The organism is Bacillus proteolyticus, assembly GCF_001884065.1.
GTDB classification, from domain to species: domain Bacteria; phylum Bacillota; class Bacilli; order Bacillales; family Bacillaceae_G; genus Bacillus_A; species Bacillus_A proteolyticus.
This window is the reverse complement of the sequence record NZ_MACH01000167.1, coordinates 37,496-63,484: the sequence shown is the minus strand read 5'-3', so window position 1 is coordinate 63,484 and position 25,989 is coordinate 37,496. Positions and strand designations below refer to the sequence as shown.

Below are 25,989 nucleotides of genomic sequence, written 5' to 3'. Positions count from 1 at the left end.
TGAAGAAGGTTTCAAGTCTATAACTTGGAGGAAAAGAATGAACAATCGTATTTTAGTAGTTGATGATGAGGAATTTATCTTAACTTTAATTGAATTTAATTTACAACAAGCTGGGTTTGAAGTTATAACAGCGATGGATGGAGAAATGGCGCTTCAAAAAGCGACAACAGAACGTCCAGATTTAATTATATTAGATTTAATGCTTCCGAAAATGGATGGTATGGAAGTTTGTAAAGAATTACGATTGCAACGTGTCATGACACCGATTTTAATGTTAACAGCAAAAGATGATGAATTTGATAAGGTACTCGGTCTTGAACTTGGGGCGGATGATTATATGACGAAGCCGTTTAGTCCAAGGGAAGTTGTTGCTCGTGTGAAGGCGATTTTGCGCCGTACGAAATTACAACAAGAAGAACAAGTTGCAGAAGCACCAGATGAAGATAGCATCATAATTGCAGAACTTAAAATTTTACCGGAGTTTTATGAGGCTTATTTCCAAGGAAGAAAGCTTGAATTAACACCAAAAGAATTTGAACTACTTGTGTATCTCGCGAAAAATAAAAGTCGTGTATTAACTCGTGACCAATTATTGAGTGCTGTATGGAATTATGATTTTGCCGGTGATACTCGAATTGTTGATGTCCATATTAGCCATTTGCGCGATAAAATTGAACAAAATACGAAAAAACCGACGTACATTAAAACGATACGTGGTTTAGGTTATAAATTAGAGGAGCCAAAAGGGGATGAATAAATTTCGCTCCAGGCTTCTTTTTACATTTGTTTCTCTTATCGTTTTTATTTTAGTTGGACTAGGTGTATTATTAGAAACTGTATTTGAAAATTACTATATAGATCATGCTAAAGAGAGAATGGTAAAAGAGACAAGATATGTTGCTGTATTAGCAGAGGAGCAAGGGTTTGAATCTGTTTTAAAAAAGCCGTATGTATTTGAAAAGTTAGAAGAACAAATACCAGCTTCTATTATATTTGTTGATGAAAAAAATAAAGTTCAATATAGCGGAGGGCAACAATCTGCATTTAGTCAAGAGATGATTAAAGAACTTTCTTCTGAAACGGCAAAACAAAGAAATAAAGTTATTACGAAAGAAACGGATCAAAAGAATGAATTTTATCATGCTGTGTTCGTTCAGGATGTAGCAGGGAAACAAGGATATATTTTGGTGAAAAGTACAATCGATACTTTGAGGGACGTTCACCAAAAAACGTGGGGATTATTAATTATCGGATTTGTTATCGCGTGTCTCGTTGTCGTATTTTTAGGTATGAAAATTACAGGGCAATATATTAGGCCGATTGAATCCGTTACGAAAGTGGCTATTGAATTAGCGAAGGGAAATTATAAAGCACGCGCTTATGAAAGTCATTCGGATGAAACAGGAATGCTAAGTAAAGCAATTAATATTTTAGCACGTAATTTACAAGAGATGACACTTGAGCAAGAAATGCAACAAGATCGTTTGCATACATTAATTGAAAATATGGGAAGTGGAATGATTTTAATTGATAGTCGTGGTTATATAAACCTTGTAAACCGTTCTTATAAGGAGACCTTCCACGTAACAGACGAAGAATATTTAGACCGTTTATACTATGAGTCGTTTCATCATACGGAAATTATTGAGCTCGTAGAAGAAATCTTTATGACAGAAGTGAAAGTGCGTAAACAAATGTTATTGCCGCTTGGAATTGAGCGAAAGCATTTCGAAGTATATGGAGCACCGATTATCGGGACGAACCATGAATGGAAAGGGATTGTCCTTGTATTCCATGACATTACTGAGCTAAAGAAATTAGAACAAATGAGAAAAGACTTTTTAGCGAATGTTTCTCATGAACTAAAGACACCGATTACTTCTATTAAAGGTTTTTCAGAAACACTCTTGGACGGAGCGATGGATAATAAAAAATTCTGCGAACATTTCTTACATATTATTTTAAAAGAAAGTGAGCGCATGCAAGGATTAATTGAAGATTTATTAGATTTATCAAAAATCGAGCAGCAAGGGTTTAGACTAAATATGGGTACGGTTGATATGAAGGGGATTCTTGAAGACATTCACATGGTGCTCGATAATAAAGCGGGAGAAAAAGAAATCTCTTTACAAGTGAATGTATTGAAACGAGTTTCCGTTATTGGAGATCCGAGCCGCTTAAAACAAATCTTTATTAATTTAATTAATAATGCAATCGTATATACGCCGGCTGGCGGCGTTGTTTCAGTTGAATTATTAGAGGATAAATATAATGCGTATATAAAGGTGTCGGATACTGGAATTGGTATTAGTAAAGAAGAAATCCCTCGTATATTTGAACGTTTTTATCGAGTTGATAAAGCGAGAAGTAGGAATACGGGTGGAACGGGTCTTGGTTTATCAATTGTGAAACATTTAGTTGAAGCACATCAAGGTACGATTACGGTGGATAGTGAGGTTGGGGAAGGAACGACATTTACAGTTGTTTTACCAAAATCAGCTACTGAAAAATAGGATGAAGGATATTTACAATATATTAACATTGGCTTAATTAAATATTAATAAAGCTCTGTTAATATAATAGATGAAAACCCCTTCATCCAAGGAGTAATTTTGGACGAGAATAGTTATGCTGTTCTCGTCACTTCCCTTTTATGTTAGTAAACGTTTGTATATATGATAGAAAATAGCCGTTATTTTTCTTCTCTCTATTAGTCATGTTAATATAGAGAGAGGACAGGAACGGTTTTTTTTCTGTGGAAAAAATCGTTTCAAATATGTATGGGGAGGTTTGTAGTTTGGAAAAAAAAGTCGTATTAGTAGATGGTAATAATATCGCGTATCGTGCTTTCTTTGCACTACCGCTTTTAAATAACGACAAAGGTATACATACGAACGCAATTTATGGTTTTACAATGATGTTAATGAGGATACTAGAGGAAGAAAAACCGACACATATGCTTGTGGCGTTTGATGCGGGGAAAACAACATTCCGTCATAAAACGTATAGTGATTACAAGGGAGGACGTCAAAAGACTCCACCAGAGTTATCAGAGCAATTCCCGTTTATTCGTGAGATGCTTGATGCATTTAATGTTCCGCGCTATGAATTAGAAAACTATGAAGCGGATGACATTATGGGAACGCTAGCGAAGGAAGCGAGTGAGCAAGGGGCTTATGTAAAAGTTATTTCAGGAGATAAAGACTTACTTCAACTTGTTTCCGATAATACACTTGTATGTATTCCGCGCAAAGGGATTACAGAAGTAGATGAATATACGACAGAAGCTTTATTTGAGAAATATAGCTTATCACCAAAGCAAATTATCGATATGAAAGGTTTAATGGGAGACCAGTCAGATAACATTCCAGGTGTACCAGGTGTTGGTGAGAAGACAGCCATTAAATTATTAACGCAATTTGAAACGGTTGAAGCAGTATATGAAAACTTAGATCAAGTGAGTGGAAAGAAATTAAAAGAAAAGTTAGAAGCAAATAAAGAACAAGCTCTTATGAGTAAAGAACTTGCGACTATTATTACAGATGCACCAATTACTGTGCATGTAGATGATATGGAATATAAAGGGTATGAACCAAGTGATGTTATTCCAATGTTTGAGAATTTAGGATTTACATCTCTTTTAAATAAGTTAGGCGTTACGCCTGAAGAAACAGCTCCAGCTGAATTAGATGATATTACATTTGATATTGTGGAAGAAGTTACAGAAGAAATGCTTCAGCAAGATAGTGCGCTTATTGTAGAAGTGCAAGAAGATAACTATCATAAAGCGGATATTCAAGGTTTTGGTATTCAAAATGAAAATGGTTGTTACTTTATTTCGGCAGACATTGCTCTTAAATCAGATGCTTTCAAAGCATGGCTTGCAAATGGAGAAATGAGAAAGCATACATTTGATGCGAAGCGAGCTATCGTTGCTCTTAAGTGGAAAGGTGTAGATATTCAAGGAATTGATTTTGATTTATTAATTGCTGCTTATCTACTTGATCCAGCTGATACAGATAAAGATTTTCGTGCCGTAGCAAAAATGAAAGAAACACATGCCGTGAAATCTGATGAAGAAGTTTACGGAAAAGGTGCGAAGCGTGCAGTTCCAGAGTTAGATGTAGTAGCGGAGCATGTAGCTCGTAAAGTGCATGTATTATATGATGTAAAGCAAACATTCATTGAAGAGTTAAAAAAGAATGAGCAATATGAACTGTTTACAGAGTTAGAATTACCACTTGCACGTGTATTAGCTGATATGGAAGTAAAAGGTGTAAAAGTTGATACGGAGCGTCTTCGTAATATGGGAGAAGAACTTGCAGGTAGATTAAAGGAAATGGAACAGGAAATTTATAAGCTTGCAGGAACGGAATTTAACATTAATTCACCGAAGCAACTTGGAGTTATTCTGTTTGAGAACTTAAACTTACCAGTTATTAAAAAGACGAAAACAGGTTATTCTACGTCAGCGGATGTATTAGATAAACTTATGGATCATCATGAAATTATCCCTAATATTTTACATTATCGTCAATTAGGGAAGCTAAATTCAACTTACATTGAAGGTTTATTGAAAGTTGTACATGAAGATTCATCTAAAATCCATACTCGTTTCAATCAAGTGTTAACGCAAACAGGTCGATTAAGTTCAACAGATCCGAACTTACAAAATATCCCGATTCGATTAGAAGAAGGAAGAAAGATTCGTCAGGCATTCGTTCCATCAGAAGAAGGATGGATCATGTACGCGGCTGATTATTCACAAATCGAACTTCGTGTGCTTGCTCATATTGCAAATGATCCTGGGTTAGTTGAAGCGTTCCAACATGACATGGATATTCATACGAAAACAGCTATGGATGTATTTGGTGTTGGGAAAGATGAAGTAACATCTAACATGAGACGACAAGCAAAAGCAGTTAACTTCGGAATTGTGTATGGGATTAGTGATTATGGTCTTTCGCAAAACTTAGGAATTACAAGAAAAGCAGCAGCGGAATTTATTGAAAAGTATTTAGAAAGTTTCCCTGGTGTACAAGAATACATGGATGAAATCGTAAAAGATGCGAAACAAAAAGGGTATGTGGTTACATTATTAAATCGTCGCCGTTATATTCCGGAAATTACGAGTCGTAATTTCAATTTACGTAGCTTTGCTGAGCGTACAGCTATGAATACACCAATTCAAGGTAGTGCGGCTGATATTATTAAAAAAGCGATGATTATTATGGCAGATCGTCTAGAAGAAGAAGGATTACAAGCACGTCTTCTTCTGCAAGTACACGATGAATTGATATTTGAAGCACCAAAAGAAGAAATTGAAATATTAGAGAAGCTTGTACCTGAAGTAATGGAGCATGCAATTGAACTAGCAGTTCCATTGAAAGTTGATTATTCTTACGGTCCAACTTGGTACGACGCGAAATAAGGACGTGATGAAATGCCTGAATTACCAGAGGTTGAAAATGTTAGACGGACGCTTGAAAATCTTGTAACAGGAAAAACGATTGAAGATGTTGTTATTACTTATCCTAAAATAGTAAAACGACCGGATGATGCAGAAATCTTTAAAGAAATGCTAAGAGGCGAGACAATTGAAAATATAAAGCGAAGAGGAAAGTTTTTGCTTTTATATGTAACGAATTATGTCATTGTTTCACATTTGCGTATGGAAGGTAAGTTTTTACTTCATCAAGAGGATGAGCCAATTGATAAACATACGCACGTCCGTTTCTTATTTACAGATGGAACTGAATTGCATTATAAAGATGTGAGAAAGTTTGGTACGATGCATCTCTTTAAGAAAGGTGAAGAGTTGAATCAAATGCCTCTTGCTGACTTAGGCCCGGAGCCATTTGATGCTGAATTGACACCGCGGTATTTACAAGAAAGATTGCAAAAAACAAACCGTAAAATAAAAGTTGTATTATTAGATCAGCGTCTTTTAGTGGGGCTTGGAAATATATATGTAGATGAAGTGTTATTCCGTTCTCAAATTCACCCAGAACGAGAAGCTGCGTCTTTAACAGAAGAAGAAATAGAAAGAGTGTACGAAGCAATTGTTACAACGCTAGGCGAAGCAGTAAAGCGAGGCGGAAGTACAATTAGAACGTATATCAATTCGCAAGGGCAAATTGGTTCGTTCCAAGAACTCCTAAATGTATACGGAAAAAAAGGAGAACCGTGTGTAACTTGCGGTACGATACTAGAAAAAACAGTTGTTGGCGGAAGAGGAACGCATTACTGCCCAATTTGTCAGCCAAGAATATAGAAAAGAGATAACATCGGATAGGCATTTGTCATATACATACAGCAGAGCTATGTATAAGGGAGGAGTTTACCGATGTACCTTTATTTATCTCTTATTTTATTAGCTTTTACATTAAGCTTGGATAGCTGTAGTGTAGGGCTAACATATGGTTTAAGAAGCGTAAGAATTCCACTAAGATCAATTGTAATTATCGGAATGTGTTCAGCGGCTGTTATGCTCGTTTCAATGGGAATTGGACATATGATCGCGAAAATATTTTCACCTGTTATCGCAACGCGTATCGGTGGGCTTGTTCTTATTGGAATAGGGATTTGGGTATTATATCAATTTTTTCGAAGTGAGAAAAAAGAAGAACCGAAGCAAGAGGAGAAGGTCTGGAAATTAGAGATTGCCTCGCTTGGGCTAGTGATTCAAATTTTACGGAAACCGACTGTAGCAGATTTTGATAAATCAGGCACCATTTCTGCAGGAGAAGCATTGCTTCTTGGTATAGCTCTTTCTGTAGATTCATTCGGTGCTGGAATTGGTGCATCTTTATTAGGGTATGCACCCGCTATGATGGCGATATTAGTCGCGGTTATGAGTTCTTTATTTTTATTTCTTGGAATGAAACTTGGTACGGTTTTATCGAATATGAAATGGTTACAAAAATTTACATTCCTGCCTGGGGTATTACTCATTATTATTGGAATTTGGAAAATGTAAGTATGGGCGTGGAACATTAGTTTCGCGCCTTTTAATATGAGGAGGATTATTATGACAGTAGTAATTGGATTAACGGGAGGCATTGCAAGCGGAAAAAGTACGGTATCAGAAATGTTTCGTGAACTAAATATACCAGTTATTGATGCTGATATTATTGCGCGAGAAGTTGTAGAACGAGGAAAGCCAGCATATAACAAAATTGTAGAGGTGTTTGGAACGGAAGTGTTACAAGAAGATGGGGAGCTTGATCGACCTAAATTAGGAAGTGTCGTTTTTTATAATGAAGAAAAACGATTGCAGTTAAACAAAATTGTGCATCCTGCGGTACGTGAAGAAATGAATGCGCAAAAGGAGATGTACATAAAAGAAGGTATGCAAGCGGTTGTGTTAGACATCCCTCTTTTATTTGAAAGTAAATTAACAAATCTCGTTGATTGTGTTTTAGTTGTAGCAGTTATGCCGAGTACGCAATTAGAACGTTTAATGAAACGTAATAATTTTTCAGAAGAAGAAGCAACGGCACGTATTCAATCTCAAATGCCATTAGAAGAAAAAGTAAAGCGTGCAGATGAAGTGATAAATAATGATGGCACAATTATGGGAACGAAAACACAATTACAGGTGATTTTAAAGAATTGGAACATTATTAACTAAAAAATTGTGAAATTAATGAAAATGCTTAGTGACATTCCTCCTTTTTGTGTTATACTATTATTGGGATTAGAGATAAATAGTATAACGCATTCAAGGGGGATAACATATTATGACTCGTGTGGCAATTAATGGATTTGGACGTATTGGGAGAATGGTGTTTCGTCAAGCAATAAAAGAAAGCGCATTCGAAATTGTAGCAATCAATGCAAGCTATCCGTCCGAAACGTTAGCACATTTAATTAAATATGATACAGTACACGGTAAGTTTGCCGGAACAGTGGAAGCATTTGAAGATCACTTATTAGTAGATGGGAAAATGATTCGTCTTTTAAACAACCGTGATCCAAAGGAATTGCCTTGGACAGATCTAGGTGTTGAAGTTGTAATTGAAGCAACTGGTAAATTTAATTCAAAAGAAAAAGCAATTCTTCACGTTGAAGCTGGAGCGAAAAAAGTTATTTTAACAGCGCCTGGTAAAAATGAAGATGTAACAATTGTAGTTGGTGTGAACGAAGATCAATTAGATATTACAAAACATACCGTTATTTCAAATGCATCTTGTACAACAAACTGTTTAGCACCTGTTGTAAAGGTGTTAGATGAGCAGTTCGGAATTGAAAACGGTTTAATGACAACTGTTCACGCTTATACAAATGACCAAAAAAATATTGATAACCCACATAAAGATTTAAGAAGAGCACGTGCTTGCGGACAGTCAATCATTCCGACAACGACGGGCGCTGCGAAAGCGCTTGCAAAAGTTCTTCCGCATTTAGATGGAAAACTTCATGGTATGGCACTTCGTGTACCAACACCAAACGTGTCTCTTGTTGACTTAGTAGTAGATGTAAAACGTGATGTAACAGTTGAAGATATTAATGAAGCATTCAAAACTGTTGCAAACGGTGAGTTAAAAGGAATTGTAGAATTCAGTGAAGAGCCTTTAGTGTCTATCGACTTTAATACAAATACACACTCAGCTATTATTGATGGTTTATCTACAATGGTAATGGGTGATCGTAAAGTGAAAGTACTTGCTTGGTATGATAACGAGTGGGGCTACTCTCGTCGTGTTGTAGATCTTGTAACGTTAGTTGTTGATGAATTAGCGAAACAAAAAAATGTGCAACATATTTAAGTGAACGAGGGAGAGGGCAAGTGGAAATTTGCCCTCTTTTTTTATTTTTTTCTGAAAAGGATAAAAATTATATGAGTATATCTTCAAATAGTGGACATACCACGAAACGTTGGGATTACTGTATTTGTGAATCAATAATTTTTTTTAGGGAAAAGTAAAGAGGAAAATATGACAGAAAATCGAAAAAACTGTTGTTGCAAAATGAAAATAAACAAAGTATACTAACACTCGTAAACTTAAGAGCTGAGGTACGTAGTCACTACTTAAAGGGTTAGGACCTCTCTGGACTAACTTTCCCCCGTGGTAGTGGAGCAAGCCAAATTGCAAATTAGTTTTCAATTCGAACAGTTAGAATAAATTTACAAGGGGGAACTGTAGAATGGATACTATGGATACGATGGGTCGTCACGTGATCGCTGAACTTTGGGATTGCGATTTCGACAAGCTTAATGACATGCCGTATATTGAACAATTATTTGTGGATGCAGCACTAAGAGCTGGTGCTGAAGTACGTGAGGTTGCTTTTCATAAATTTGCACCACAAGGTGTAAGTGGAGTAGTAATTATCTCGGAATCACATTTAACAATTCATAGCTTTCCGGAGCACGGTTACGCAAGTATTGATGTTTATACTTGTGGGGATCGTATTGATCCAAATGTTGCTGCAGAATATATTGCAGAAGGTTTAAACGCGAAAACGCGTGAGAGCATCGAGCTTCCTCGAGGCACTGGTAGCTTCGAAATTAAGCAGAGAGAAACAAAAGCTCTTTAAAAAAGAACATAATTGATTTAAAATGTAAAGAGGTGTATAATGCACCTCTTTTTTAGTTTATATAAAATAGGATCATGATATGTAATAACTTAGAGTGGTCAGTGTATAAGAATGAGTTATATAATATTGTATATATATTTTCACATGTAGGTGAGTAGCGAAAAAATAAAGATTATAGTGTAAAGGAGTGAATGAATTGCGTTGTCCATCCTGTTTTCATAATGGCACAAGAGTGTTAGATTCGCGTCCGGTAGACGAGGGGCGCTCTATTCGAAGAAGAAGAGAGTGTGAAAGCTGTTTAAGTCGCTTTACAACATTTGAAAGAGTAGAAGAATCACCTCTTATCGTTGTTAAAAAAGAAGGAACACGAGAAGAGTTTAATAAAGAGAAGATTTTACGCGGTTTAATTAAAGCGTGTGAAAAAAGACCTGTATCTTTAAGGCAGTTAGAAGAAGTGACACAAAGTGTGGAGCGTGAACTTCGTAACTTAGGTATTTCAGAAGTGAAAAGTGATATGATTGGTGAAATTGTTATGGAAGAACTTCGTGATATTGATGATGTTGCTTATGTACGTTTTGCTTCTGTGTATCGTCAATTTAAAGATTTAAATGTATTTATTGAAGAATTAAAAGATATACTGCAAAAAGAGAGAGAGTAGAAGGTGTAGTATATTCTCTTTATATACTGTAAGTAAATGAGATAAGAGAGCTAGAAGCGGAAGCTAATAGCTCTTTTTCGCTAAGAAATTATATAATAAAGATGAACGAGTGAAATATAGGTTAGATTGGATGAGAGAAAGGGAAAGCAAGAATGGAAAAACAGTCATGGATGGAGCTATTGCCGATTGATCGTTATAAGGTAAGTGCGAAAGGGTTGTTACATAATTACGACCGGAAAGTTTTAACAATGTTGTATCAGCCGTTAATAGGTAGTAGAGCTTTTAGCTTATACATGACGCTATGGGGGGAGCTTGAGCAAGATCGTGTATTTGGAAAAGAGAATACACATCACTCCCTTATGGTGACCATGCAAATGCAACTTCCTGAAATATATGAGGAACGAGTAAAGTTAGAGGCGATTGGGCTTTTAAATGTATATATTAAAAAAGAAAAAGACATTCGAATGTTTATATATGAGTTGCAACCACCGTTATCTCCGAAGCAGTTTTTTGATGATATTGTTTTAAGTATCTTTTTATACAATCGATTGAGTCGGACAAAATATAACCAAGTAAAGCAATATTTCTTAGAAGAAGAATTCGATTTTGCTTCTTATGAAAATGTTACGCGCTCCTTCAATGATGTATTTGATTCATTTAACCCAGGTCAGTTTGAGCATGCGCAAGAAGAACTTCGTATCCCCAAAACGACAACTATGCCAAGTAACGAGAAGGGGGATGTTCCGAAAGTTTGGAATGATTTCTTTGATTTCTCTTTATTTATGGAAGGATTATCAGCGCTAGTTCCTAAAAAGGCAATTACAGATCAAGTACGAGAGTGTATCATTACACTTGCTTATGTGTATGGTGTGGATGTGTTATCAATGCAAAATATCGTTCTTGGTACGGTGACAGAGGTGCAAACAATTGATATTGAAAGACTTCGAAAAGGAGCTCGTGATTGGTATCAATTTGAAAATGGTCAAGCATTACCAGTATTAAGTGAAAGAGTGCAACCTCATGCTGCACGTACTATGAAAGAGAAAGAGCCATCTACGCAAGAAGAAATGCTAATGAAGCAGTTAGAGGAAATATCGCCAAAACAACTATTGAAAGAAATTTCAGGTGGTGCAGAAGCAACGAAAGCAGACTTGCAAATTGTTGAGGATGTAATGATAAACCAAAAGTTAACGCCAGGGGTTGTGAATGTACTTATTTATTATGTTATGCTACGCTCAGATATGAAACTTGCGAAAACGTATGTTGAGAAGATTGCTGGACATTGGGCACGAAAAAAGGTCGGTACAGTAGCTGAAGCGATGGCGTTAGCGAAAGAAGAAAACCGTCAATATCAAGAGTGGGCTGAGACGAAGAAAAAAGGTCGTACGGCGAAGAAAACAGTGCGAAGAGAAATGGTGCCAGATTGGCTTAAAGAAGAGCCAAAAGAAGAAGTGAAAGAAACTGTGAAAACGGACGTGAGTGTTGAGAAAAATACAAGTTCGTTAGAAGATGAACGGAAGCGATTAGAAGAAGTGTTGAAAAAATATAAGCGTGATTAATAAAAGAGAATGAACGCTCTTTGAGGTGAGGAAATGGAGCATATTCAAAATTCATTTACGAAATTAATGGAAAATAAAAATTTTAAAAATAGATATGAAGTCTTAAAGACAGAAGTGATGGCGCATCCGCGTGTGAAAGCATTTATAGACGAACATAAAGGTGAAGTAACGACTTCTATGATTGAGCGTAGCCTTGTGAAGTTGTATGAATATATTGGACAAAGTGTAGGGTGTGCGGATTGTCCGGATTTAGGGTCATGTAAAAACATGCTACAAGGATATGAGCCGAAGCTCGTCATCCAAGGTAAGATGATTGATATTCAATACGATCGTTGCATTAGAAAAGTAGCGTATGATGAGAGAAAAAAATATGAAAAACTTGTTCAAAGTGTATATATGCCAGCTGACATTTTACAGGCAACTATGGAAAATTTAGACCCTTCAGAGTTAGATGCACGTATTGATGCAATAGGTGCAGCGAATGAATTTTTAAACACATACGAACCGGGTAAAAAAGTACAAGGTTTATATTTGTACGGTAAATTTGGTGTAGGGAAAACGTATCTTTTAGGCGCAATTGCAAATGAGCTTGCTCGAAAGAAAATTAGTTCGATGCTCGTATACTTCCCTGAATTTCTACGTGAAATTAAAAGTTCGATTCAAGATAATTCGATTGGTGAAAAGATTGATGCAGTTAAACGCGTACAAGTATTAATGTTAGATGATATCGGAGCAGAAGCGATGTCAAGTTTTGTGCGTGATGATGTGCTTGGCGCAATCTTGCAGTTCCGTATGTTAGAAAACTTACCGACGTTCTTTACGTCTAACTTTGATTTCAAGGAGTTGGAACATCATTTGACGTATACACAGCGCGGTGAAGCAGAACAAATGAAAGCAGCACGTATTATGGAACGAATTAAATATTTAGCGAAGCCAATTCCAATTGGTGGGAAGAACCGTCGTCATAAGTAAAAGAGCAAGCTGAGAAGCTTGCTCTTTTTTTGTTATAGTGATGATTTTTGGGAGATAAGATCAAAGTATTCAAGGTGTCTAAAACTAACGCTTTCTTCATAACAATGTAGTAACTCTTAAGCGGTTTACATATGAAGAAGAAACCTTTCGATTTAATTTTTATAATGTATATACTCAAACATCTGAATACCGTCCGTTTATCCTAATTCGTGAGGGCTGATAATCAGTGGGGATGAACAAAAACCCGACCGTTTAAAGTTTCACTTTATCATAATGGTCAAATTGTTGAAAATTCATAGTAGCTTGTATCATTTTTTTCTCTCCCCCTTAATATATATAAAATTAGCAAGCCATATCGAGTGGATTTTCTAACGATGGGAGATATATTTCTACTAAGAGTGAACTTCCACAGATCGGACTCTTATAGGATTTGTAACGTATAGATGCAATCCTTTAGAGCGGGGATAAAAGGGGGGACAAAAGTGATTGAAATTTGCTTCGAAGAAAAAAATGATGCTGCGCACGTATACAGACAACTAAAGAAAAGAACGGAATCTTTATACAAGGAAACAAGTGTATATTTAGATGGGAAAAAGGTTATTATTCATATACCATTATGTGAATCGAATTATATTGAAAAGATTTTATTGCCAGTACTACTATATTTCATTATGAATGTGAAACAAAATGAATGGATTCATACCATTTTAAAGGAAAAGTTTTTTTACGAAGAACAAGAAGAGTGTCATCAAATCTTGCATATGGCACAGGAGATATTAAAAGAAAGAAGAAAAGGAGTGGCTCGTGATTTAACGCGTCATAAGTTTGAGACCTATATTATGTCATCTTTAAATGATTGGCTTTGTGATCCGCTTTCATTCTCGTTTTCATCATATGTTCGTTTTCGCCTTCGTACATATAGGGAAATGGTAGCCAGACTTGCTGAAGTTGCAATTGATGAGTACAAAATGGAGCAAGAATATCAAATGTTCATTGAGACCCTTCGTCAACAAGTAAGTGGCCGGAAATCACGGTTGTCCTGTGTGCATCTTATTTTCGATGAAAGTTTTATTTTCTATGATGATAAAGGTAGACGTTTAAAACAGGAGAGGTTGGTCCAATATATAGATGAGGAATTATTAAAGCAAAAGGATGTATATATTGATACGAAAGTAATTGCACCGCTTCTTTCTATTTCGCCGAAAAAGATTTACTTATATACGAAAGAACAAGATCATAACATGATTGTTACTTTGCGAAATGTATTTCAAGAACGGGTCCAATTACATGGATTACATGAGTTTGAGCGCAATGTGAAAAATTTTAAAAATAAAGGTAACGCCCTTGATTTTCTAAGTTTTTGAGCATATAATTACCTACATAAATGAAATATATTGAAATGTCATGATGAGGACATGAGTAGTTATCTACGATTTTCAGAGAGGGAAGCCTTAGGGTGTGAGCTTCCTAGTACGGGATTATTACTTACCACCTCTAAACTTTAGCAGTGAACGATTTTTCTAGTAATTGCTAACGGACAACACCGTTATGTTGAACTTGAGCAATTAACAATCATGTTAATTGGAACAAGGGTGGAACCACGAATTCAACACTCGTCCCTTTTTACGGGATGAGTGTTTTTTATTTTGAGAAAAAGAGGAGTGACCAGTGATGGCAGATGTAGTTAAAATTACTTTCCCTGATGGAGCTGTGAAGGAGTTTCCAAAAGGCGTAACAACTGAAGAAATCGCAGCTTCTATTAGCCCAGGCTTAAAGAAAAAAGCTGTGGCTGGAAAATTAAACGATGAGATGATCGATCTTGTTACACCAATCGAAGAAGATGGTGCAGTTTCTATTATTACATTAGATTCTGAAGATGGCTTATATATTTTACGCCATTCAACAGCTCACCTTTTAGCACAAGCGTTAAAACGTTTATATAAAGATGTTAAGCTTGAGCTTGGCATTGGTCCAGTAATCGAAAATGGCTTCTACTACGATATTGATATGGAAGAAGCAATTACAGTTGAAGACTTCAAGAAAATCGAAAAAGAAATGCAAAAAATCGTGAACGAGAACTTAGAAATCGTTCGTCATGAAGTACCACGTGCAGAAGCGCTTCGTCGCTTTGAAGAAATCGGCGATGAGTTAAAATTAGATTTAATTAACGATCTTCCAGAAGATGCAGTTATTTCAATCTATGAGCAAGGCGAATTCTTCGACCTTTGCCGTGGTGTTCACCTTCCATCTACAGGAAAGATTAAAGTATTTAAATTATTAAGCGTTGCAGGTGCTTACTGGCGCGGCGATAGCAATAATAAAATGTTACAACGTATTTACGGTACTGCATTCGTTAAGAAAGCAGAATTAGATGAGCACTTACGTATGCTTGAAGAAGCAAAAGAGCGCGATCACCGTAAATTAGGTAAAGAATTAAAACTATTTACTAATAGCCAAAAAGTAGGACAAGGTTTACCGCTTTGGTTACCAAAAGGTGCAACAATTCGCCGTATTATCGAGCGTTATATCGTTGATAAAGAAGCAAGCTTAGGTTATGATCACGTATACACTCCAGTACTAGGAAGCAGAGAGCTATATGAAACTTCTGGTCACTGGAATCACTACCGTGACGGCATGTTCCCATCAATGGAAATGGATAATGAAGAATTAGTTCTTCGTCCAATGAACTGCCCTCACCATATGATGGTTTATAAAAATGATATTCACAGCTATCGTGAATTACCAATCCGTATTGCGGAACTTGGAACAATGCACCGTTACGAAATGTCAGGTGCGTTATCTGGACTACAACGTGTACGCGGAATGACTTTAAACGATGCGCACATTTTCGTTCGCCCAGATCAAATTAAAGAAGAGTTAAAACGTGTTGTAAACTTAACTTTAGAAGTGTACAAAGATTTCGGCTTAGAAAACTATTCATTCCGTCTATCTTATCGCGACCCAGCAGATACTAAAAAGTATTATGCTGATGATGAGATGTGGGAAAAAGCACAAGGTATGTTAAAAGAAGCTATGGATGAAATGGGTCTTGATTACTATGAAGCTGAAGGTGAAGCGGCATTCTACGGTCCAAAACTTGACGTTCAAGTTCGTACTGCTCTTGGAAAAGACGAAACACTTTCAACTGTACAATTAGACTTCTTACTTCCGGAACGCTTTGAATTAACTTACGTTGGTGAAGACGGTAAACAACATCGTCCAGTTGTAATCCACCGTGGTGTTGTATCAACTATGGAACGTTTCGTAGCCTTCTTAATTGAAGAATACAAAGGCGCATTCCCAACTTGGTTAGCTCCAGTTCAGGCGCAAGTAATTCCTGTTTCTCCGCAAGTGCATTTAGACTATGCGAAGAAAGTACAAGATGAATTACGACGTGCTGGTATCCGTGTTGAATTAGACACTCGTGAAGAGAAAATTGGTTACAAAATCCGTGAAGCACAAATGCAAAAAATCCCGTACATGCTTGTAGTAGGTGACAATGAAGTGGCTGAAAACGGCGTAAACGTACGTAAATATGGTGAACAAAAATCAGAAACAATTGCATTAGATGCTTTTGTTGACATGATTAAAGTAGAAGGAAAACGATAAGAAAGAGCCGCGGTATACCGCGGCTTTTCTATGTAATATAAGTGAAGAGAATTAGAAAAAATAACCATGTAACACTTATCATAAAAAAGTATTGCAAGTATGTTAGTTGTTTGTTACAATATTTCTTGTTGTTAGTAAAACACATCGCGTCTTCTTGACAGACGTCATGTCCTATGATAAACTCATCAAGGATAATAGAATATGGTTTTGGAACAAGTAGAAGCACCCGCTTCTCACCTGATGGACGCATTCGCAGTTAGCAGGTAAATGTATTTCTTACTTAAGATATTACAAGTGTGGGTGCCGTATGCCCGCACTTTTTTTGTTCGGGTTCTACAATTACAAAACATATTCTGAAAAAACCTTGGAGGTGGCTTACTATTAGCAAGGATATGATGATTAACGAGCAAATTCGTGCACGTGAAGTACGTTTAGTTGGTGCAAATGGCGATCAACTTGGAATCAAGTCTCGTAATGACGCTTTAGACTTAGCTGCAAATCTTAATCTTGATTTAGTATTAGTTGCTCCAAATGCGAAACCGCCAGTATGCCGCATTATGGACTACGGTAAATTCCGCTTTGAGCAACAGAAGAAAGAAAAAGAACAGCGCAAAAATCAAAAAGTAATCAGCATGAAAGAAGTTCGTTTAAGTCCAACAATTGATGAACACGACTTTAACACAAAACTTCGTAATGCTATCAAGTTTTTAGAGAAAGGCGACAAGGTTAAAGCGTCAATTCGCTTTAAAGGACGTGCCATTACTCATAAAGAAATCGGTCAACGTGTTTTAGATCGCTTCTCAGAAGCTTGTGCTGAAGTTAGTACAATTGAATCTAAGCCTAAAATGGAAGGACGTAGTATGTTCTTAGTTTTAGCACCGAAAAACGATAAGTAATAGATAGAGGAGGAAATACCTATGCCTAAACAAAAAACTCATCGCGGCGCTGCAAAGCGTTTCAAAAAGACTGGATCAGGTAAACTGAAACGTTCTCACGCTTACACAAGCCATTTATTCGCTAACAAATCTACAAAAGCTAAACGTAAACTACGTAAAGCTGGTGTAGTAAGCGCTGGTGACTTCAAACGCATTCGTCAAATGCTTGACAACTTAAAATAAGTTCGGCTGATATATAGAACAAACTAGGAGGTAATATTATGCCAAGAGTAAAAGGTGGTACAGTTACTCGTCAACGTCGTAAAAAAGTAATAAAATTAGCAAAAGGTTATTACGGTTCTAAAAATACATTATTCAAGGTTGCTAACCAACAGGTTATGAAATCTCTAATGTATGCATTCCGTGACCGCCGCCAAAAGAAACGTGACTTCCGTAAATTATGGATTACACGTATCAACGCAGCAGCTCGTATGAATGGTCTTTCTTACAGCCGCTTAATGCACGGTCTTAAAAATGCTGGCATCGAAGTTAACCGCAAGATGCTTGCTGACTTAGCTGTTCATGACGAAAAAGCTTTCGCTGAATTAGCAACAGTTGCAAAAAACAACATTAACTAATTAATTAGTTGAAACCTTAGAAGATTTTTCTTCTAAGGTTTTTTTATTTACATTCCTTGCAAATATTCAATGATTTGCAAAATCCTTTACTTATTATCGTTATCGATATGACAAAATCAATGCGAAAACTATAGTGATATAGAAGAATATGTGTATAAAGTCGGGAGAATCCTCCTGGCTTTTTTTATTTATGTTCCTTTGGAAAGAAGAGTATCTTTCCTAGCAGAAACGACACTGCTATAATGGAAAGATGATATGGAACTTTCATCAGATAAAGTAAAACTTTAATCAGTGGGGTGTTATCCTCGGCTAAGTATTAGCCATCACCAATGAGGTGAACAATCGAATAGCGATGATTGAAACGTATTTGCGAATTAAGGACAAGCTATTTTATAAAGAGTTAGGTAGCTGACTTGTTAATAAGAACTGAAAAATTATAATGAACTTTGAGATGAAACAACATTGTTACGTAAAAATGCGATGTTGGAGGAGGACAATAGAATGGACTTACTACAACTATTTAAATTACAAAAAGAATTAGATGACCGTATTGTGAAAGAACATGACTTACAACCGAAAAAGTTGTTAAAAGAAAAAATGTTAGCTCTACTTGTAGAAATTGGAGAACTTGCAAATGAAACACGTTGTTTTAAATATTGGAGCAATAAACCAGCATCAGAGCGTGAAGTAATATTAGAAGAATACGTAGATGGTTTGCATTTTATCTTATCAATCGGAATCGATTTAGGAATTGATAAAAACTTCTTATTCTATAAATGTGCGCAAACGAATAAAACACAAGTGGAAATTTTCTTAGACACATATGCGAAAGTGATTCGTTTTACAGATCAACCATCTATTACAAACTATATTGAATTATTTACAAGCTACCTTCGACTTGGACAAGCACTTGAGTTTGAACAAGAGGAGATTGAAAAAGCGTATTTAGACAAAAATGAAGTAAATCATCAGCGTCAAACACAAGGATACTAAGTTAATTTTTGAATATTTCAATTTCCTTTTGTATAATAAAGTGACTGAAGAAAAAGGAGGGTGTTGGCAATGACAAAATTAGACGCGACATTGACAATGCTAAAAGAATTAACAGACGCACGCGGTATTGCGGGTAATGAGCGCGAACCACGTGAAGTAATGAAGAAATATATTGAGCCGTTTGCAGATGAACTTTCTACTGATAATTTAGGAAGTTTAGTTGCGAAAAAAGTTGGGGAAGAAAATGGCCCGAAAATTATGGTTGCAGGTCATTTAGATGAAGTTGGCTTTATGCTTACGCAAATTGATGACAAAGGCTTCCTTCGTTTCCAAACGGTTGGTGGCTGGTGGTCGCAAGTTATGCTTGCACAGCGCGTAACAATTGTAACGCGTAAAGGAGATATAACAGGTGTGATTGGCTCGAAACCACCGCACATTTTACCTCCAGAAGCTCGTAAAAAGCCAGTTGACATTAAAGACATGTTCATCGATATTGGTGCTTCTAGCCAAGAAGAGGCAATGGAGTGGGGCGTAAGACCAGGGGATCAAGTTGTACCTTACTTTGAATTCCAAGTAATGAAGAACGAAAAGATGTTACTTGCAAAAGCATGGGATAACCGAATCGGTTGTGCGATTGCAATTGACGTATTAAAACAATTAAAAGATGAAAAACATCCAAACGTTGTATACGGCGTTGGAACTGTACAAGAAGAGGTTGGTCTTCGTGGTGCAAAAACATCTGCGAATTATATCAAACCAGATATCGCGTTCGCAGTAGATGTTGGTATCGCTGGAGATACACCGGGTGTAACGTCAAAAGAAGCGCAAAGTAAAATGGGCGATGGACCGCAGATCATTTTATATGATGCTTCTGTTATTGGCCATACAGGTTTACGTGATTTCGTTGTTGATGTTGCTGATGAATTACAAATTCCGTATCAGTATGATTCTGTAGCGGGCGGGGGAACAGATGCAGGAGCAATTCACATTTCTGTAAACGGTATTCCGTCTATGGCAATTACGATTGCGACACGCTACATTCATTCTCATGCGGCAATGTTACACCGTGATGACTATGAAAATGCCGTGAAGTTAATTGTAGAAGTTATTAAACGTCTTGATAAAGAGGCTGTACATAACATTACTTTTAATTAATAGAGAAAGCGAAGGGAAAAATCCCTTCGCTTTTTGCATTTTAAAATGGTCTTTCTAACCCTGCTGCAGTGTGAGCTCCTAAAATAATTAAGCGAGTTAATTGCATTGCCATGAAATGAGGGGTATAAATCATGCCTCTTTTTAACCATGACATAATCATTCCGATGTGAGCACCGGTAACGTAACTAATAAGAATGTCACGGGGAACCATAAGTTCTTCATCATCTGGCTGTGAAATAGATAAACTCAATGTTAAATGTGTTTGGATTGTTTTCATCATTTTATAAGAGTAATTTCCAGCTGCTTTATCACCAAGCATAACGTTATAGAAATTTACATTTGCTGCAATATGTTCGAATAAAGCTAAAAAGGTTGGATTTGGAGAATCAAATGTAAGTTGAAACTCTTCTTTATTTTTATTTTTCGGTTTAATTACTTCCGTTAAGCTCTCTAACATTTCTTCAATGCTTTTGTCTAATAAATCATATTTATCATGGTAATGGCTATAAAATGTAGCGCGATTTACAGGAGCACGTTCCGCGATATGTTGCACAGTTACATTTTCGAAGCCCTTTTCGCCTACTAAAGCGACAAAAGCATCCTGTATGAGTTGTCTCGTTCGTTTTACACGTGGATCATTTGTATTTTTAATAGACATTTTTACTTCACCCCGTTTATTTTTTTTAACTTAAACAACACATATATAGTGTAATGTTGCTTAAACAACATATAGGTTTAAATTGTTGGTTGTAGATTCGGCATAATTATTTATAATTATAAACGATAGTCCTTCAGAAATCAGCACCGCTCGCAGACAGACGAAATAAGGTTTGTACTGCAAAGGGTGTGATTTTTTTGTTTAAAAGTTAATATAATTAACAATTAAACAATATAAACAATAAGGATGTAAATAGTTTAGAAAAAAATTATATGCGATATAAGGAGAGGAATGCAATGAATCAGTTTCGAAGAATGGTAATTATCAACATTATCACATTAATTGTATTAGTTGGCGGCGGTATTGGCGGTTATTACTATTACAATCAAACGGAAAACTATTTAAAAACAGACAATGCAAAAATTGACGGAAAGGTAATTCCAATTGCGTCACCAGTAGCGGGTAAATTAACCGACTGGAAAGCTGAAGTAGGCAAAAATTACAATGAGAACGATAAATTAGGTGCTGTTACTGTAGCGGCAGCAAATGGAGAACAAACAGTAGACGTAATAATTCCGCAAAATGCTACGGTTGTACAATCAAACACAACAACAAATGCATTCGTTGGAGCGGGAAGCCCAATTGCTTACGCATTTGATATGAATAATTTATGGGTAACAGCCAACATTGAAGAGACAACTATTGATGATGTTCAAAAAGGTCAAACAGTAGATGTATATGTGGATGCATACCCAGATACAACGTTAACAGGAAAAGTAGAACAAGTTGGATTAACAACAGCGAATACATTCTCGATGTTACCATCAAGTAACGCAACAGCGAACTATACGAAAGTAAAGCAAGTTGTACCAGTTAAAATTTCTTTAGACCATAGTAAATCAGTAAATATTGTTCCTGGAATGAATGTGTCAGTTCGTATTCATAAGTAAGGGGGAGATGAGATGTCCTCAATTGCAATTGTAGGATATGCACTATTTTGTATAATCGTCTTCTTCCTTGTAAATCGTCTTTTACGAAAGAAAAAAACGAATATGGGAGAAGAACAAGTCCCAGCCGTAAGTAAAATAGAGGTAACTAAAGCAGAAACAGAACTTGAACAAAAACAAGAAACAGAAGCTTCTAACGTAGTGGAATTAGAAACAGGGAAGCAAGAGCAAGTGAAACAGGAAAAAGAAATGCTGAAGAGACAATTGCCGGTAGAGAATGTGAATGTAAAGGCAGTTGTAACTGTATTAATTCTTGGTATGTTCATTTCTATTTTAAATCAAACGATCATTAATGTTGCATTACCTCCATTAATGAATGAATTTAACGTATCAACTTCAACGGCCCAATGGTTAATTACAGGCTTCATGCTTGTAAACGGAATTTTAGTACCGATTAGTGCCTTTTTAGTTTCACGATTTACGTATCGTAAATTATTCGTAGCGGCAATGTTATTCTTCACAGTAGGATCTATCATTTGTGCTACATCAGGTAACTTTACAATGATGATGACGGGCCGTATTATTCAAGCGGTCGGTGCAGGTATTTTAATGCCGGTTGGTATGAATATCTTCATGACATTATTCCCGCCTCATAAGCGCGGAGCAGCGATGGGATTACTAGGGGTAGCAATGATTTTAGCGCCAGCTATCGGACCAACTATAACAGGTTGGGTGATTGAAAATTATAGCTGGAACTTAATGTTCTACGGTATGTTTGTGATCGGTTTAATTATTACGTTCTTATCTTTAAAATTCTTCACACTGGCACAGCCGGTGTCTAAAACAAAGTTAGATGTATTTGGTGTTATTAGTTCAAGTATTGGACTAGGAAGCTTACTGTACGGATTTAGTGAGGCTGGAAATAATGGCTGGACTAGTGCAGAAGTTATTATAACACTTATCATCGGTGTCATTGGTTTAACAGTATTTATTTGGAGAGAGTTAACAACGGACAATAAAATGCTTGATTTGCAAGTATTTAAATATCCAACGTTCACTTTCACATTAGTAATTAACGCAATCGTAACGATGGCATTATTCGGAGGTATGTTATTACTTCCAGTATACTTGCAAAACATTCGCGGTTTTACACCGATGGAATCAGGTTTATTATTACTTCCAGGATCATTAATTATGGGGATTATGGGACCAGTTGCAGGTAAACTATTTGATAAGTATGGTATTCGTCCGTTAGCAATTGTTGGATTAGCCATTACAACATTTGCGACATATAAATTTACAACGTTATCGATGGATACACCGTATAGCGTTATTATGACAGATTATATTATACGTTCAATTGGTATGTCATTCATTATGATGCCAATTATGACAGCTGGTATGAACGCGTTACCGATGAAATTAATTTCTCACGGTACAGCAACGCAAAATACGTCAAGACAAGTAGCTGGTTCAATTGGAACAGCGATATTAATCACGCTTATGACGCAACAAACTACTGCTCACGTAGCGGATTACGGCAATATGTTAACAACGTCAAACCCAATTTTAGTTGATAAAGTACACGGTATGGGTCAAAGCTTAGCGGCATTAGCCGGGTCAGCTCAAGCAGGAGATGCGATGAGCACGCAACTATTATTCGGACAAATTTCAAAGCTATCTGCAATTAACGGCATTAACGATGCCTTCTTAATTGCAACAATATTAGCAGGTATTGCTTGGGTGTTATCGTTCTTCTTACCATCAGGCAATAAACGAAATAGAAAAGCAGGGAATTAATTTCCCTGCTTTTCTATGTTTTTATGTAGTTAAATATAAAAGGTGATAAGCAGTCAAAGAGCATAATCCCGTTATAAACAAAATTATCCCCATAGAACGAATATGTGTGAATTGTCTCCCGCTTATAATAGCTAATAGTCCGGCTAAAGGGAAGAAGCTCCAATATAAAGTTCCTGAAATTGGGAGCATCCGCTCTAAATCTATTCCATAGCCTATACAAATGATAGGAACAACGATAAGCAATATACTAATCAATCCCGCTATAAAGGTAAGTAATTTTCGGTATTTAATTCCGGCAGCAATTAAAAAAATACCCACGATGAATTCGCATAGCATCAAAATAGGGCCTAAGATAATCCAAACTAACAATCCGGTAACTTCCATGTGTAATAACTCCTTAACGAATGAAATATGAATCAGGCATAGACATGAGCTGATAACAAATAGCTGCGAACAGTCCTAACGAGAAAATAATGAATCCCATATTACGTATACTTTTAATTTTTGAACGTGCCCCATTAATCCCTGCTAATAAACCAGCTAGAGAGAAAAGCATCCAATATAGAACCGCTGGAATATGAAGAACATCCTCTCCGTTTATACCTTTGTTCAAAAAAATAAAAGGCATTATAACGAATGAGCAGCAAATAATCCCCATTAAAATAGCAAGGAATTTACGATGAATAATTCCGGTTACCACTAAAAAAATACCACCAGCAATTCCGCACAACATGAGAAGTGGCATGAAAAGCATCCAAATAATACTGAACATATGTAAACTCCTTTTATGTTAATTAAGTAATATTTTACTACATGAGGTTTATTTTGGATATTATTAATGAAAATGAATAATTTGATAGGAATGTATGGATGATGTGTTATTGGCTCTTAGAAAAGCTAGGGGATAGTGTGACGGGAGCAGCGTTTGAAGTTGTTATAAAAGAGTGAAAGAGGTATCGTGATGATACCTCTTTTTTACGTTGAAAAGGCGATTATATTAGTTAAAATATGTAATAGTATAGCTGGAATAACAGATTTAGTTTGTTTGTACAATAAACAAGCAAATATTCCCGTCATAAATGCGCTAACCATAATTCCCACAGAGTACGTATGAGCAATACCGAAAATTAAACTTGAGAGAATTACAGCTGGCCAAAAGGTAAACTTCTCTTCGAAAAAACGAAGAAGAATACCTCTGCATACAAGCTCTTCAAAAATAGGTGCAAAAATCCCACCAGCTAGAAGTAAGAGAAGTGGATAGTGCTCTAGTGTTGAAAGTTGCAATGCATCAGACTGTTCTTGTACGGATGAAGGGAATAATTTATCTAACACAAGCATATCTACAAATAGGGTGAGTACATAATAAATGAGAACATAGATGTACATCTGAAAAGATTTTAAAACTCGAAAATCAAATATAGGTAATACTAGTTCTTTCAGTGGTTTATATTTCGTGATAAATACGATTAGTAAAAGTAAGGCAACTAATTCATAACTTACATTTTCTATAGAATCAAGCAAAAATTTATTTGTATCTGGGTTAATGTATCCATATAACTCAATAGGTAAAAGTGTAAGGAGTATATTTATTAATGAGAGACATGGGAAGAGAATGAATAAAACTCCAAGAAATTGTAACCATGACATGGAGTTGTTCTGTTCGTGTGGAATTTGTGTAGCGGGTTGCATATGTTCAAATCACCTCTTTATATTTATATATAAAATTATAATTGATTTGAATTTGGAATGTTACGTTTAAATATTACATACAAGATTCAAATTTGAAATATTCCGTGTATTTTTTAGGGGAAAATAATAAAAGAGGTATCACACTGTAGTGATGCCTCTTTCTCATTGGTAAATGCGTTCTGCCTTGTTATTCGATTTCGATTGCTCTATTTGCAATTCACGCTCTACCAACCGGTCTAATTGTTGAATTGCTTTCAATGCTTTGTCATAAGAAATCGTTCTATAATGATGTGCCCCGCCCGGTTCTTCATCGGCTTCATCCGCCCACTTAATAACGTTTTGTAGAGGGGTTCTTTCAAGCGTTTGTTCTAGTAGGAAAGAATCGGTGTGCAGAAGAATGGCAACGGAAATTTCTTTTGCTAGTTTCGGATGTTCTCCTAATCTAATAAGCAATTTATGAGCTCTTTCTGCTCCTTTAATTGCATGTATATCATTCTTTTTATACAAATCATAGTCCCATTCGCCCCCTGTGTACCACGTATGGTGTCCGATATCATGAAGGAAACCAGCCTTTGTCGCAGCATCGACTGAGGCGTGATGCTTTTTAGCTAGGTGAAACGCATGGTAAGCGACAGCAATCGCGTGGACCATTCCAGAACGGTTTACATATTTTTGTGTAATGTGATGTTTAAAAACTTGTTCAAGCGTAATACGATGCATAAAACATTCACTCCTTTTATCCCGCTTTAACGGGCAGTAAGATTCCTACTTCAAAATTCGGCGAATACGAGGAAGTTAGGTGGGGAATCAACTGCCCGTAAAAGCCCGATTGGTGAAGGCTAATAATTAGTGGGGATTAACACCCCTCCCCACTAATTAAAGTTTCACTTTAT

The 25,989-nt window shown here is 36.2% G+C and carries 25 protein-coding genes and 2 other annotated features; of the genes, 20 read left to right on the top strand and 5 right to left on the bottom strand.

All coding sequences use genetic code 11. The annotated features are described in order from the left end of the window. The first annotated feature begins 37 nt into the window (after nt 1-37). The 18 genes from phoP (at nt 38) to BAQ49_RS30065 (ending at nt 20,002) form a co-directional block, all read left to right on the top strand. Nucleotides 38-757: a two-component system response regulator PhoP gene (gene phoP / locus BAQ49_RS30150; protein WP_071748280.1), complete on the top strand. Its 720-nt coding sequence runs from the start codon at nt 38-40 to the stop codon at nt 755-757. Then, complete coding sequence (gene phoR, locus BAQ49_RS30145) at nt 750-2,513, top strand: sensory box histidine kinase PhoR (RefSeq protein WP_071748279.1); 1,764 nt, start codon at nt 750-752, stop codon at nt 2,511-2,513. Before phoP ends, phoR begins: the two co-directional genes overlap by 8 nt. A 284-nt stretch (nt 2,514-2,797) precedes the next feature. After that, nucleotides 2,798-5,431, top strand: a complete 2,634-nt coding sequence (polA, locus tag BAQ49_RS30140) for a DNA polymerase I (protein WP_071748278.1) — start codon at nt 2,798-2,800, stop codon at nt 5,429-5,431. A 12-nt stretch (nt 5,432-5,443) separates the two neighbouring features. After that, nucleotides 5,444-6,274: a DNA-formamidopyrimidine glycosylase gene (gene mutM, locus BAQ49_RS30135; protein WP_071748277.1), complete on the top strand. Its 831-nt coding sequence runs from the start codon at nt 5,444-5,446 to the stop codon at nt 6,272-6,274. A gap of 72 nt (nt 6,275-6,346) precedes the next feature. Further along, the gene (ytaF, locus tag BAQ49_RS30130) at nt 6,347-6,979 is read left to right on the top strand and encodes a sporulation membrane protein YtaF (RefSeq protein WP_071748276.1); all 633 of its coding nucleotides are present in this window, start codon (nt 6,347-6,349) and stop codon (nt 6,977-6,979) included. A gap of 51 nt (nt 6,980-7,030) precedes the next feature. Continuing rightward, complete coding sequence (coaE, locus tag BAQ49_RS30125) at nt 7,031-7,633, top strand: dephospho-CoA kinase (protein ID WP_071748275.1); 603 nt, start codon at nt 7,031-7,033, stop codon at nt 7,631-7,633. Between the two features lie 109 nt (nt 7,634-7,742). Further along, entirely contained in the window at nt 7,743-8,771 is a 1,029-nt protein-coding gene (locus BAQ49_RS30120; RefSeq protein ID WP_071748274.1) for a glyceraldehyde-3-phosphate dehydrogenase, read from the top strand. A 388-nt stretch (nt 8,772-9,159) separates the two neighbouring features. After that, the gene (gene speD / locus BAQ49_RS30115; RefSeq protein WP_002003660.1) at nt 9,160-9,543 is read left to right on the top strand and encodes an adenosylmethionine decarboxylase; all 384 of its coding nucleotides are present in this window, start codon (nt 9,160-9,162) and stop codon (nt 9,541-9,543) included. 196 nt (nt 9,544-9,739) lie between these two features. After that, nucleotides 9,740-10,201 carry a transcriptional regulator NrdR gene (nrdR, locus tag BAQ49_RS30110; protein ID WP_001203686.1) on the top strand — a complete coding sequence of 154 codons (462 nt, stop codon included), beginning with the start codon at nt 9,740-9,742 and terminating at the stop codon, nt 10,199-10,201. Nucleotides 10,202-10,353: 152 nt separating this feature from the next. Further along, entirely contained in the window at nt 10,354-11,760 is a 1,407-nt protein-coding gene (locus tag BAQ49_RS30105) for a replication initiation and membrane attachment family protein (protein WP_071748273.1), read from the top strand. A 33-nt stretch (nt 11,761-11,793) separates the two neighbouring features. Beyond that, on the top strand, nt 11,794-12,732 hold the full coding sequence (gene dnaI, locus BAQ49_RS30100; RefSeq protein ID WP_071748272.1) for a primosomal protein DnaI: 939 nt from the start codon (nt 11,794-11,796) through the stop codon (nt 12,730-12,732). A gap of 482 nt (nt 12,733-13,214) precedes the next feature. Further along, on the top strand, nt 13,215-14,096 hold the full coding sequence (gene ytxC / locus BAQ49_RS30095; RefSeq protein WP_071748271.1) for a putative sporulation protein YtxC: 882 nt from the start codon (nt 13,215-13,217) through the stop codon (nt 14,094-14,096). Between the two features lie 31 nt (nt 14,097-14,127). Then, nucleotides 14,128-14,356, top strand: a binding site (T-box leader). A gap of 47 nt (nt 14,357-14,403) precedes the next feature. Beyond that, nucleotides 14,404-16,341 carry a threonine--tRNA ligase gene (gene thrS / locus BAQ49_RS30090; protein WP_071748270.1) on the top strand — a complete coding sequence of 646 codons (1,938 nt, stop codon included), beginning with the start codon at nt 14,404-14,406 and terminating at the stop codon, nt 16,339-16,341. 208 nt (nt 16,342-16,549) lie between these two features. Continuing rightward, nucleotides 16,550-16,670: a sequence feature (ribosomal protein L20 leader region), on the top strand. A 63-nt stretch (nt 16,671-16,733) separates the two neighbouring features. Further along, the gene (gene infC / locus BAQ49_RS30085) at nt 16,734-17,237 is read left to right on the top strand and encodes a translation initiation factor IF-3 (RefSeq protein WP_000973214.1); all 504 of its coding nucleotides are present in this window, start codon (nt 16,734-16,736) and stop codon (nt 17,235-17,237) included. Nucleotides 17,238-17,258: 21 nt separating this feature from the next. Then, entirely contained in the window at nt 17,259-17,459 is a 201-nt protein-coding gene (gene rpmI / locus BAQ49_RS30080; RefSeq protein WP_001125945.1) for a 50S ribosomal protein L35, read from the top strand. A 38-nt stretch (nt 17,460-17,497) separates the two neighbouring features. Further along, nucleotides 17,498-17,854, top strand: coding sequence for a 50S ribosomal protein L20 (gene rplT / locus BAQ49_RS30075; RefSeq protein WP_001138362.1), 357 nt, complete (start codon nt 17,498-17,500; stop codon nt 17,852-17,854). A 501-nt stretch (nt 17,855-18,355) separates the two neighbouring features. Beyond that, the gene (locus tag BAQ49_RS30070) at nt 18,356-18,847 is read left to right on the top strand and encodes a dUTP diphosphatase (RefSeq protein ID WP_000365057.1); all 492 of its coding nucleotides are present in this window, start codon (nt 18,356-18,358) and stop codon (nt 18,845-18,847) included. 69 nt (nt 18,848-18,916) lie between these two features. After that, nucleotides 18,917-20,002, top strand: coding sequence for a M42 family metallopeptidase (locus BAQ49_RS30065; RefSeq protein ID WP_000163562.1), 1,086 nt, complete (start codon nt 18,917-18,919; stop codon nt 20,000-20,002). A 40-nt stretch (nt 20,003-20,042) separates the two neighbouring features. Here the strand turns inward: BAQ49_RS30065 and BAQ49_RS30060 are convergent, their stop codons facing one another. Next, nucleotides 20,043-20,660: a TetR/AcrR family transcriptional regulator gene (locus tag BAQ49_RS30060; protein ID WP_071748269.1), complete on the bottom strand. Its 618-nt coding sequence runs from the start codon at nt 20,658-20,660 to the stop codon at nt 20,043-20,045. 296 nt (nt 20,661-20,956) lie between these two features. Between BAQ49_RS30060 and BAQ49_RS30055 the strand changes: the two genes are divergently transcribed. After that, nucleotides 20,957-21,610, top strand: a complete 654-nt coding sequence (locus tag BAQ49_RS30055; protein WP_071748268.1) for an HlyD family secretion protein — start codon at nt 20,957-20,959, stop codon at nt 21,608-21,610. Nucleotides 21,611-21,622: 12 nt separating this feature from the next. Beyond that, entirely contained in the window at nt 21,623-23,407 is a 1,785-nt protein-coding gene (locus BAQ49_RS30050) for a DHA2 family efflux MFS transporter permease subunit (protein WP_071748267.1), read from the top strand. 21 nt (nt 23,408-23,428) lie between these two features. Here the strand turns inward: BAQ49_RS30050 and BAQ49_RS30045 are convergent, their stop codons facing one another. The 4 genes from BAQ49_RS30045 to BAQ49_RS30030 all read right to left on the bottom strand — a co-directional run bounded on the left by BAQ49_RS30045 (nt 23,429) and on the right by BAQ49_RS30030 (nt 25,816). Beyond that, nucleotides 23,429-23,791 (bottom strand): ammonia permease, encoded by a 363-nt coding sequence (locus BAQ49_RS30045; RefSeq protein WP_071748266.1) that lies wholly within the window; start codon nt 23,789-23,791, stop codon nt 23,429-23,431. Nucleotides 23,792-23,804: 13 nt separating this feature from the next. Next, the gene (locus tag BAQ49_RS30040) at nt 23,805-24,179 is read right to left on the bottom strand and encodes an ammonia permease (protein ID WP_071748265.1); all 375 of its coding nucleotides are present in this window, start codon (nt 24,177-24,179) and stop codon (nt 23,805-23,807) included. Between the two features lie 203 nt (nt 24,180-24,382). After that, a complete protein-coding gene (locus BAQ49_RS30035; protein ID WP_071748264.1) occupies nt 24,383-25,096 on the bottom strand; it encodes a CPBP family intramembrane glutamic endopeptidase in 714 nt (237 codons plus the stop codon). A gap of 162 nt (nt 25,097-25,258) precedes the next feature. Beyond that, on the bottom strand, nt 25,259-25,816 hold the full coding sequence (locus BAQ49_RS30030; protein WP_071748263.1) for an HD domain-containing protein: 558 nt from the start codon (nt 25,814-25,816) through the stop codon (nt 25,259-25,261). Nucleotides 25,817-25,989: the final 173 nt, after the last annotated feature.